At 32.8% G+C, this 8,715-nt stretch carries 8 protein-coding genes and 5 pseudogenes; 3 read left to right on the plus strand and 10 right to left on the minus strand.

What is annotated here, in order from left to right; genetic code table 11:
* The first annotated feature begins 320 nt into the window (after positions 1-320).
* Both BPMYX0001_RS33500 and BPMYX0001_RS35150 read left to right on the plus strand, forming a co-directional pair.
* Positions 321-491 carry a hypothetical protein gene (locus tag BPMYX0001_RS33500; protein WP_003197259.1) on the plus strand — a complete coding sequence of 57 codons (171 nt, stop codon included), beginning with the start codon at positions 321-323 and terminating at the stop codon, positions 489-491.
* Positions 485-574, plus strand: a pseudogene (locus BPMYX0001_RS35150) (ribbon-helix-helix domain-containing protein); the annotation flags it as partial. The gene BPMYX0001_RS33500 and the pseudogene BPMYX0001_RS35150, both read left to right, overlap by 7 nt.
* A 215-nt stretch (positions 575-789) precedes the next feature.
* On the opposite strand, the pseudogene BPMYX0001_RS28085 reads toward BPMYX0001_RS35150, so the two are convergent.
* Together BPMYX0001_RS28085 and BPMYX0001_RS28090 are read right to left on the minus strand one after the other, a co-directional pair.
* Positions 790-1,200: pseudogene (locus BPMYX0001_RS28085) on the minus strand (restriction endonuclease); the annotation flags it as partial.
* Positions 1,201-1,458: 258 nt separating this feature from the next.
* Positions 1,459-2,040 (minus strand): DUF4256 domain-containing protein, encoded by a 582-nt coding sequence (locus tag BPMYX0001_RS28090; RefSeq protein ID WP_018765517.1) that lies wholly within the window; start codon positions 2,038-2,040, stop codon positions 1,459-1,461.
* Between the two features lie 311 nt (positions 2,041-2,351).
* Here BPMYX0001_RS28090 and BPMYX0001_RS28095 point away from each other — a divergent pair, with 311 nt between their 5' ends.
* Complete coding sequence (locus tag BPMYX0001_RS28095) at positions 2,352-2,936, plus strand: HAD-IA family hydrolase (RefSeq protein WP_006097544.1); 585 nt, start codon at positions 2,352-2,354, stop codon at positions 2,934-2,936.
* A gap of 408 nt (positions 2,937-3,344) precedes the next feature.
* Here the strand turns inward: BPMYX0001_RS28095 and BPMYX0001_RS28100 are convergent, their stop codons facing one another.
* The 8 genes and pseudogenes from BPMYX0001_RS28100 to BPMYX0001_RS28135 all read right to left on the minus strand — a co-directional run.
* The gene (locus BPMYX0001_RS28100; RefSeq protein ID WP_006097545.1) at positions 3,345-3,800 is read right to left on the minus strand and encodes a GNAT family N-acetyltransferase; all 456 of its coding nucleotides are present in this window, start codon (positions 3,798-3,800) and stop codon (positions 3,345-3,347) included.
* A gap of 260 nt (positions 3,801-4,060) precedes the next feature.
* Positions 4,061-4,621 (minus strand): annotated as a pseudogene (locus tag BPMYX0001_RS31820) (DUF3952 domain-containing protein).
* Positions 4,618-4,800: pseudogene (locus tag BPMYX0001_RS31825) on the minus strand (hypothetical protein); the annotation flags it as partial. The pseudogenes BPMYX0001_RS31820 and BPMYX0001_RS31825, both read right to left, overlap by 4 nt.
* A gap of 375 nt (positions 4,801-5,175) precedes the next feature.
* Positions 5,176-6,153 carry a hypothetical protein gene (locus BPMYX0001_RS28115; RefSeq protein WP_006097549.1) on the minus strand — a complete coding sequence of 326 codons (978 nt, stop codon included), beginning with the start codon at positions 6,151-6,153 and terminating at the stop codon, positions 5,176-5,178.
* Positions 6,154-6,288: 135 nt separating this feature from the next.
* Positions 6,289-6,645, minus strand: a complete 357-nt coding sequence (locus BPMYX0001_RS28120) for a DUF4176 domain-containing protein (RefSeq protein WP_006097550.1) — start codon at positions 6,643-6,645, stop codon at positions 6,289-6,291.
* A 1-nt stretch (position 6,646) separates the two neighbouring features.
* Positions 6,647-6,907 (minus strand): hypothetical protein, encoded by a 261-nt coding sequence (locus tag BPMYX0001_RS28125; RefSeq protein WP_033799519.1) that lies wholly within the window; start codon positions 6,905-6,907, stop codon positions 6,647-6,649.
* Positions 6,908-6,945: 38 nt separating this feature from the next.
* Positions 6,946-8,433: a Tle-like phospholipase domain-containing protein gene (locus BPMYX0001_RS28130; protein WP_006097552.1), complete on the minus strand. Its 1,488-nt coding sequence runs from the start codon at positions 8,431-8,433 to the stop codon at positions 6,946-6,948.
* Positions 8,434-8,435: 2 nt separating this feature from the next.
* Positions 8,436-8,715: pseudogene (locus tag BPMYX0001_RS28135) on the minus strand (hypothetical protein); the annotation flags it as partial.

Raw genomic sequence — 8,715 nt, forward strand, 5'->3', positions numbered from 1 at the left:
AATTATTAATGGTCTAGTTTCGTATTGCCTTTTTTAAGCTGAAATAACAAATTAAGTGTTTAAATTACTAGAATCATTACTTGACATCACACCACAGGTCTTATATATTCTATAGCTCTCTATTTCATACCCTATGTCATTTTCTCATTGTAACAGGCTTTCTCTATACATGAAAAACATAATGTTCCAAAAACTCACAAGCCACAATATAGTTACGTGATTTCTCAATATATCTCTTGTATATAAATCGATCTAAAGATGTAAAATATCCAAGTAATTACATTACATCTAAATTTAAATTAAAGAAGGAGCTATATACCATGGATAAAAAAGATTTAGTAAGTCTTCAAGTCAACAACATGCCGTCAGATGCTCTGAATACTCCTAGTAAGTCCCAAGAGCAAATGCAAGATTCAGCTCAAAAGCTATCTAACGGAATAAAAATAGATTCATCAGAAAACGAAACTGCAACTCTAAATAAAGACGAATAGAGAGTTTTTGGCGTGAAAATAAGCTAAAAAATCGAAATGAAGCAATTCGACAGATCGTAGAGAAAGGGCTAGGTCGCAATTAGCGACTGCCCTTTTTTATTTCACTTAAAAATCTGCATATCAAATTTAAACCTATTATTCCCCCAAAAATCCAATCATCCATTATTTAAGACCTATTGCATTACCAATCCGTCAAAAACGTAGTACAAACAAATCTGAGAAGTCATTTTCAAATAAGAATAGGGCTTTTAAAAATATATTCATGAAAATAACAAAAGAGCTGGATTTTCATCACAGCTCACTTATTAATTGGTTCTTTATGTGTACATGTAGGATATTGAGAACATCCAAAGAACTTGTTTCCAGTTTTATTTGAATTTCGTACCACTAAATGATTTTTACATGACGGGCATTTCCTTTCTGCAGGATCTACACCACGATACACATCTTCAGCCGAATACTCTGGATTTACTTTGTTAATCAATTTTTGAAGCTCTATACGATCTATTAGTTTTACATGACATGCTTCACCTAATCCTTTCGCCTGCTTTGTATATACGCTGTTCGTGACAACCCACGCCTCATGAGCCTTGTAATAGGCTTTTGCTGCATAAATCTCCTGTACAGCACGAATACCAACTCGATTTTTCACACCATATATTTTCGCTTGAATTACAATACGATTGTTCCCTTTTAATCCGAGATCGGCTGTTGCTTTAAAATAAAGTTTGATCAAATTGATACTAATAACCTTGATAAATGTTCATAGAAAAGAGCGTGTTTTGAAAAAAAGATTGTTCAAAACACGCTCTTACTATTTTCAGTTGGTTCATTCTTTTATAAAAAAGTTTGATCATTTCCTATCTATGTTGCTCCACAATCGCGCCCGATAGTTGAAGAATGAAATGAAAACTTTTCCTTAGGTGAGATCCGTTCTCAAATTCAATTTTAGCTGTCTGTGCAAAATTTAGACCCTTAGCGAGCCACGAAAACCCCTGGCGGCATAGTAGGATTCTGCTCCATTGTGATACACGAAGACGTGCCCGAAGCGACAATCGCAAAAAAGGGCACCGCCGAGTTCTCTAATATCAGAGGGTGTTTGCACCCAACTCGACGTTTTCATATCGAAATTTTCAAGATTCTGCAACGTCCGATATTGTTCTTCCGTTAATAGTTCAATGCCCATGGCAGTTGCCATATCAATAGCGTTATTTTCTGGTTTATGTTTTTTTCTTGACTCTAACCCTTCACGATCGTAACAAACACTTCTTCGACCTTTAGGACTTTCCGCTGAACAATCATAAAAAATGTATTCGTCCTTCTCTTTATCATGACCAACAACATCCGGTTCGCCGCCAGTTCTTTCCATTTCATTGAGCGACCACAGTTTTTCAGTATTAGCATCCAGCTTTGCTTGGACTTTAGCCCATTCAAGACCTTTATGGCGGTTCATGTTTTTCTCAAAACGGGCTTTCAATGCTCTGAGTAATTCTTCACGTTGTTCTAGTGACAACTCCTCTTTATTGTTGATTTTATTTCCCTTTGTCATGTTAGTTCCCCCCTTATTGTTTTTACTCATAATGGTTTAAGTATATATAAATATTTGTTTTATAATAAATCGTTTAAATAATCGTGTGAATTCAGTTTACAATAAATTATATGATTTAGTAAATCCATTTCTCTACAATCTGGCCCTTTAACGGAACAACTTATTGTCACTCAACAGTTCCTTAATCGTTCTTTCAATTTCAGATGTTCTTTTCCTTTTCACTATAAATACACTCCTTTAGATAATCTAAAGGAGGAGTTTACGCTAGTTTGACGAATTTATATTGATATAATTATAAAAGGGTGGTCTAATTGAACATTTTATGGGATTTTGATGGAACTTTGTTTGATACGTATCCTGCGTATACAAACATACTCTCTTTGGTACTGGGAGAAGCAGTAGATAAACAGGAAATTTATGAAAAGCTAAAAATTTCGTATTCGCATGCAATTGATTACTATAACATTTCCAGGGATCAAGAAGAAGAGATAAAAAGATTAAAGAAAACATTATCTCCAAAAGATATGAAACCATTTGATGGTGTAGAAGAAATCTTAAAATTTGCAAATAAAAATGTAATTATGACACACAAGCATAGGGACGGAGTTTTAGCCATCTTAAAATACTATGGATGGGATAAATACTTTGTGGATATGGTTACAATTGATGATGGTTTCCCTCGTAAACCTAATCCATTAGCATACATTCATTTACATACAAAACACGGAATCGATCTAGTTATTGGAGACCGGGAGTTAGATTTATTACCTGCAAAAGAATTAGGAATTGCAACGTGCATGTTTCAAAGTCAAGGTGATGTTGCTGATTATCATTTACAAGACTACTCGAAATTTTTTAATACGGATATTCCATTAGCGAAACGGGTGTTCAGTTAGTAATAACTACTGTAAATGGATCGAATTTTGATTTTCTTATTTTTATAATTATCAGCATAATTGTTTAACACAGCCAAAAAATAAAGATACTTCACATATTAGTCATTTTTATATTTAGGTTGTAGAGGCTAAAGTCAATAAAATCAAAGTCAGGGACATATTTAATATGTAAAATATGTCCCTGACTTTTCGTTATTGTAGACTTGAAATAAGTTTTGATTAAATAAACCCTATAAAAATTGATAAAAGCGTAAATAGAAAAAGCTTGTTTTGAAAAAAGAATGATCAAAACAAGCTCTTAATATATTCGATTGAATCATTCTTTTATAAAGAAATTTGATCATTCCTGTAATCTTTATTTCATTAGAGTGCCCTTTAGTTGAACAAAAAAATATTCTCATAATATCGTTATGATTTAGTTGTCATAATAATTGAACGTGGATAGAATCCCAACTTCTGATAAAACGATACAGCTTCATTCCCGTACACTACTGTTAATTCAATTTCATATATTTGTTTTTCTTTAAACCATTCCACTGCACTATTCATTAATTTCAAACCCAATCCGTTTCTTCGATATTTTTCATCAACAAATAGAACCTCAATCTTCCCGCTTACTTTTTTACTATATGCTATACAAAATCCTAATATATTGTCTGTTTCTGACTCAATCAATAATTCAATTCTGTATTCTCCATACTTTGAATTTTTTTTATATTCTTCAATACGTTCCTCAAATGTAATTCTTGGATAATCACCAGAAAAAAATTTTGATTTACTGTTATGGTATTCATGCAATTTATCTAATGAGTTTCTTATTATCTCTATTTCATCGAGAGTGATATGTTTATTAATAATTCTCATACTTCAACATCTCCAATAATATATATTTATTTAAGCATAAGTATAGCGGTGTAGGGAATTTAATACTTCTCATTAGATTGTTAAAGAAGTTACTATTATAGCAATACCGTTACATAGCAACCAGGCAACTATGTTTTATATCATGCTCACAAAAATAAACTGTTGGCGATTCGTAATTTTTTAGGGTTTCAAATTCAACGTATTTCACGTATAATCTTTCCTTTCAGTGGGTATCAAATCAGTTAGCATTCCCCTAGTTCTTATAGTGTAAAATCTTCCATCGTTTTCCGAATTTCATCCGCTTCAATTCCAATGTATCGTAACGTTTACCCTTGTGATGTATGGCCAAACAATTTCATCAAATAGTACACGTCTTTATTGTTATCTTGTTTTCTATTAAAATATGTTGTTATCTGTAATGCATATCTTACTAAATTTCCCTCATCATTCTTTTTCTTGTAGTTTATATCAACACTTACTTGCAATATCTGCTTTGGATTTTTTGCGGCGTCAAGATGAAGCACAATTGTCGCCCCACTATATTCATCATATTGTATTTTTAATTTGTCATTAATAATACTTTGAAATTCTGTTTGACGGATTGTTTTACTGTGCTCTCCATCTTCTTTTTCCTCGTACGCACTGTATATACCTCTTTATGTCACATGCGCATACCCATCATCACTTGCAGCCATCACAGTCTTCATATCACCTTCATCCAGTGCTTTGGCAATATCCTTATGCGCAACCTTGCATCCTGTAAGCGTTAAACATGTTCCTAGTAATACACTTATGAAACCCATTTTTACTCTTTTTTTCATACCGTCACCTCGTTCGTTACTCTTGGCATTTTTAGTTTCATAATGCTTCCTTTTTGATAGTCATACACTTCGTCTTTTCCTAAAGATGTTTTGCTACTCACGTATTTAATATTGAAGACACTTTGGTCGTTTAATGGTATAGTGACGATACCCGCTTTTAGTTTACTTCTCATTTTCAAATGGTGCACATGAAAAAGGTATATGATATACGTAAAATTCCCATGTGGTAATACAGATAAAACAGCTGAAATTTCAGATGAAGTATTTGATGCTAGAAAAACTTAAAATTGCGATGAAGCAATGTTTAAAGAAGTCAATTTATCAAGAGAAAAAGTCATTAAAGTCTACCAACATCTACATAATAATATACCTACTTAACTTATTGTTAACTGATCTTAGCAAGTGCATAAAAAGAAAGAGCATATTTTGAAAAAAACGATTAAAACATGCTCTTACACTCTTAATACAAATGATTCATTTTACAAACTGATATCATGCTTTCACACCAAATAATAAACGTAAAAAGTGCTTTAGATTTATTCTTTAGAAGACCGTTATTTTATAAGTTCTTCGATGTTATTACTTTTTTTGATTGTTTCTGATGATAGCCAGAGTGAATATCTTGTTCCATCCTTGTTGGTTAAAAATATGTCAAATTTTTCATTATATAGTTCTTCTCTAAGGATAGTGACCACCTTTGTCAGATCCTCAATTACAGGAGGCTTGTTTTTATATTGCATCTTACTGTCCTTAAAAACTAAAGTCACCTTATACTTCGGACACTCCCCGTCTTTCGGATGTGGACAAGTAATACCTTCAATTACAAAATCGTCGTTTTGAATTTCTTTCAATCTGTCACCTACTTTTGTTTGAGTTTGAATCAAATATGTCCAATAATTATCTAAAGTGTTTTTCATTTTTAGTAATAGTTCTTCTTTCGTTATAACTTTTTGTACGTTTTCAAAAGGGAGACCTATATATTCACCATTATGATCTTTAATTTCAAGTTCTGTTATCTTTTTATTACTCTTCTGAATGAGTTGGAATAGAGCATATAAACGATCTAATTCTGCTGATTCAAATTGACTATAATCAATCTTGTTACTCGTTTTTAAAGTTAATAACAAATCATCAGTTGGTTTGTCTTCATGATAATCAACTATATACTGAAGAACATTTTCTTTTTCAAATTCCTCGTAGCCCAATTTTTTAATTTCTTTTAAAATTGGTTTAAATTTCTTATATTCCTCATATGTGTTTTTTCCGTATTGGTATTCATCACCTTTTATTTTTGAATATAAGAAGCCATCTACCTCTACTCTAAATTGAATATTTTTGTTGTTTTTTGCTTGAACAGTATGGTATGTATGTCCCATATTCCCTTCATGCATAGCGCCCCAATCTGTTACAACAACATCGATTCCATGTTTTTCTTTTATATATTTTTTAACCTGTTCTTCATTATTATTAATACAGCCACTCAAAAATAAGAAACATAACACTAACAATATTACATTTTTCATTCTTTTCATATAACCCCTAATACCCCTTCCTTACGTAAGAAATGATTCCTGGTTGTGTAGTATATTCAAAGCCATCTTTTCCCACAATCAAAATAAGCTTTCCTCTTTCCATATAGGAAGAGGAAAGCTTATTTCCCTTTTACTTTATTGTTGCTCTTGTGTTTCTACCGCTTGATCTTGTTGCTCTCTTTTATTTTTCTCTATTACCTTTTCAACAAACTCATTCCGCCATATTTTAAACTTAGCCGCAAATTGACTTTCAATTTTATTTCGGTATCCTTCAAATTTCACTTCAACAATGTCAGAGTGATTAAATAGTTTATATGTTTCTGCTGTCAAGCCTACTGGATATAATACTCCTCCATAATCATAGAAAGTATTATCATCTAACAAAAGACCTCTTGTAGTAATTACATAATCTACATCTTCCTCTTCCTCTTCCTCAAAACTTACTCTCACTACACTACCTAAAGGTAATACTTTATCCATATAATCTTTCATATTAATTAACCGTCCCTTTTAATACTACGATTTTCTCTTCTATTTTTTGTCTCTTTTTTTCAAGTGCACGAATTCGATCAATAAAGGCATCACGTGTTTTCCCTTGCAAATTGCTGTCGATACTACTCTCTAAGCTTCGAATATCACTCGTTAAAGCTGATGCTGCTTTTTCAAGTTGCATGACCACGTTTATAATTTGATCTCGTCCACCGTTAGCTGAAAATGTACTATGAACTCTAGACATTATCATATGTAAATCCATATTCATTACCCCTTCTTCCATTCTATCAATATCAAATTTTAATAATATGCAACCGCACCTAATTCCTCATCTTTTGCCACCATAGAGGAAATTGCTTCTGAAACATCTTCGTTTAATTGTTTTAAATCTTTTGATAGCTCTTTTACATCTTTTGAGATTTCACCTAACAATGAACGGTTTATTCCTCTACTACCATCATTCATAAAGAGGTGAAGCAATGAGTGTCGATGAGTTAAAATATGCTCTGCTACAATTGCAGTAACATTTGTATCTATGTGAAAATCCCCTTTAAACATATCTAGTAAATCCTGCACATAAGAACCCGCTACTTCCTTGGCAATCTCTAAAATTTCAGTTGCTGCTAAATACACAACGACACTTCCTGCTAAAAAGTCTACAGCTGCATTAAATACACTCTCTAGTACTTCTAATACCTTTTCTTTACATTTAGCTAATTTTGTTTCAATCAAGTCTATTGCTGCATCTACTTTCTTACTAATCTCATTTACTACGTCTTCATAAAACTGAATGGTAGCTGCTTGTGCTGTCGATAACATACTTTTCGTCTGAGAATACAAAAACGGTGCATCCACCGCCATTAGAAGACCAAAAATAACAGGAGACCTTGTTATAGAAGAATTTATTACTCCTTCTATGAATTTATTGGATTTGTTTCCAGTAAGTCCTTCATATAAAACACCAGTACTCTTACAAAGTTCCAGAATGGCTAGTTCATTATCCAAACCTGTATCATTAAAATCAGCAGGCTGTTGAAACCGAATAAGTTTCCTATCGTTATCAAACTCTGATGTCTTAAAAGCTTCGGAATGTCCCTCACCGTTACGCATTATAAATATTTTTCCCGGTATGACCATGTCCGCCAGCCTCGCACCTAGATGAAGTGGATCCTTCTCATTGATCACATTCCTGATATTTTCCATGTCAAATCCATGACCATATTTTTTCACATCGGCTCCAGGAAGAGGAGCAGGATTTAATGTCAATACCTCAATGTTATCCTCACGATGACGAACTGCTACATCATTTGCAAGCCCCCCACCCAATGAATGACCAATTATGGTAATTTTAACACCTGGGTGATCTTTTCTTACTTGTTCATAAAATTTATTAGCTTGTTCTACTTGATCTGGGGTTAAATTGAGATGAAACGCGTTATATAGACCTAGTGCACCATCCGTTCTTATGTCACCAAAATCATCTTTGGACGGCTGTGTCCCAACAAAGGAGATGACTATTTCTCCTGTAGTATCATCTTGCAAAGCATAAGCTCCAAAACCCATTTTTGGATTGCTGGGCCTGCTAACACCAACATCTAGTTCTTTAGCATTATACTTACTTAATAATTCTTTTTCAGACATTTCCCCCTCATCATAGCTATAAATTCCTTTACCCGCTAATTTTAACTTTCCTTCTTCTGTACTAATCTTATACACTTCAGAATCAGAATCATAAACACCCTCGCTGGCTAACTCTGTTTTCCCTACATCAGAACGGATTTTAGTCATTCCTACTCTCCCCCCTCATTAAATTTATTTTTATAATCTAAATACTCCTTTTTTCCATTTTTATCATTATCTTGCTTATGTGCAAAACCTACAGTGTAATTTTCTCGATAGGATAATAGCTGATTCTGAACTTTCTTTTTATAATTGATATCCAAACTCATATCTACAATTTCATTAGGTTCATTAGGTGAATCTAGCTGTATTTCTAGTTCTGCCGATATAAATTCATCATAATCCAAGTGTAGTTTCGGCTTCACAATTTTATCAAATTGTTGTTTATTT

The organism is Bacillus pseudomycoides DSM 12442, from assembly GCF_000161455.1.
Classification (GTDB): domain Bacteria; phylum Bacillota; class Bacilli; order Bacillales; family Bacillaceae_G; genus Bacillus_A; species Bacillus_A pseudomycoides.